Origin of the sequence: Okeania sp. SIO2B9, from assembly GCF_010672505.1 — a bacterium.
Lineage (GTDB): Bacteria > Cyanobacteriota > Cyanobacteriia > Cyanobacteriales > Microcoleaceae > Okeania > Okeania hirsuta.
Genome location: NZ_JAAHGK010001560.1, coordinates 1 through 1,524, shown reverse-complemented (window position 1 = coordinate 1,524; position 1,524 = coordinate 1). Strand labels below are relative to the sequence as shown.

At 36.5% G+C, this 1,524-nt stretch carries 1 protein-coding gene and 1 pseudogene; both read right to left on the bottom strand.

All coding sequences use genetic code 11. The features are described 5' to 3' along the window. Positions 1-615: pseudogene (locus F6K13_RS32630) on the bottom strand (O-linked N-acetylglucosamine transferase, SPINDLY family protein); the annotation flags it as partial. Between the two features lie 82 nt (positions 616-697). Next, entirely contained in the window at positions 698-1,240 is a 543-nt protein-coding gene (locus F6K13_RS32625; protein ID WP_287289847.1) for a type IV pilin-like G/H family protein, read from the bottom strand. Between the last annotated feature and the right edge of the window lie 284 nt (positions 1,241-1,524).

The following is a 1,524-nucleotide window of genomic DNA, read 5'->3' as shown; positions in this document are numbered from 1 at the left end:
TTGAAATATAGGTGGAATTAGAGAGTTAATAAGAGTAGTTCGAGCTTCTATTTGAGGAATGGCAACTGAGGCAAATTCTACTGATGATAAACTTTTTGGATCGTAAACTAACAGTTTTTTTAATGTATGCGGCAGTAAATTTTGGTCAACTTCTATAGTTGTATTATTTTCTAATAGCTCAATTATTCCATACTCCCCTAGTTGTTCCCTTGTATAGTTTTTGAGAGCAATGGATAAATCAATTAACTGCAATAAATTATTAATATCCGTGGGGTTAATTTCCCGAATGTGTTGTCTAATAACCCAAGCGACAGATCCATTCTGGCTTCCTAGTTGTCTATTTGCTTCTGTTGCCAATACTTCTACTAATTCTGCTGTCCAAAACTCAACCTCTTCTGCTTCTCCATCTGCCATACCTAACAGCCAAGTTGTTTGTGCTTCCTCTTCTTGTCCTTCCAAGAGTAACATTAATCCCAATTGCCAATAATATGACTTATTTTGTGGATTTGCATTTATGGCTTTTTCATAAAGGTTAATAGCTTTACTGTAGTTACTATTAACTAAATATTGATTAGCTTGTTGTTGCCAATTATCAGGTAATTCATCAGAAATCATCAGAACATAAATTAATAATTTACAAAAATAATAGGTAGCGCATACTACGCTACCCTTAAGTTTTTGAAGTTAATGTCTAAAGTTATAGAGGTGTTTCATAGCCCGATCCAACACATTCAGAATTATAAGTTGGCTCATCGCTCAATCCGACTTCTCCTTTACAGATGATTGTCTGGGAAGTTAATGCTCCATCTGCGTCTGTCAGATATACTATTGCTGCATATCCTCTAAGACCAGTAGCAGTTTCATCTGTCCAAGCTGCAACACCTAATTCATCTGCAGTAGCCCCAACTTGTTGTGTGGCAGCGCTGATATTATAGGTATAATTACCCGTAGCAGTTTTAATACCTAAACCAAGCTGTCCTATATTATCTTGAATAGGGCCAATAACAAATGTACCATTCTCTGCATAATAAGCTTGCTGACCTTTGTTCATAGAAGCCAAATACTGCTTTGCTTCAGACTGCTTCGCTTTATTAGCTTGGTTCAAGAAAGAAGGCAACGCAATAGCAGACAAAATACCGATAATAATAATAACCACCAACAACTCAATCAGAGTAAAACCCTCTTCCTTTCTCTTCTTAGCAACGTGCTGTAAGAACTTAGCCTTAAATTCAGTTTTCATTTTTTCTCCTATAAAAATTGGACGAATAATTTTTATCCCATGAATCTAACTTACCCACCTTGCCAAAAATTCATATCATTCCCCAGGAAATTTTTTTTTCAGAGATATCTCAAGAGGTAATTATTATAATGTCCCAACAGTAGGGGCGGGTTCTGCTGCAAATTATTGGCCTCTACCTAAAATCAGATAAACTATTTTTCCTATTCTTGTCCAAAATAAATTCGATCCCCCCTTAGTCCCCCCTTAAGAAGGGGGGAAACTTAAAGCCCCCCTTAGTCCCCCCA

What these genes read in the sequence shown, in the direction of transcription:
- F6K13_RS32625 (WP_287289847.1), bottom strand. Translation starts at nt 1,240, where the DNA reads ATGAAAACTGAATTTAAGGCTAAGTTCTTACAGCACGTTGCTAAGAAG.